Raw genomic sequence first — 233 nt, forward strand, 5'->3', positions numbered from 1 at the left:
GCGGACCGGCATGAGGGTGGACGCCAACCTGCGCACCACCGCCCCGGGCGTCTACGCCGCGGGCGATGTGACCGGCAAGTACCTCTTCACGCATGTGGCCGAGTATCAGGGGCGGCTGGCGCTCAGGAACGCCCTCTTCCCCCTGGGCAGCCGGGCGGACTACCGGGTGGTGCCCCGGGCCACCTTCACCGACCCGGAAGTCGCGCGCGTGGGGCTTACGGAGCCCGAAGCCC

General features: G+C 72.5%; 1 protein-coding gene. It reads left to right on the plus strand.

Annotation, left to right across the window (positions count from 1 at the left end; translation table 11 throughout):
* Positions 1-16 precede the first annotated feature (16 nt).
* Positions 17-233: NAD(P)/FAD-dependent oxidoreductase (locus HKX41_13770; protein ID NNC25201.1), on the plus strand; the 217-nt coding region annotated here is incomplete at its 3' end.

This window comes from Salifodinibacter halophilus, from assembly GCA_012999515.1.
GTDB lineage: Bacteria > Pseudomonadota > Gammaproteobacteria > Nevskiales > Salinisphaeraceae > Salifodinibacter > Salifodinibacter halophilus.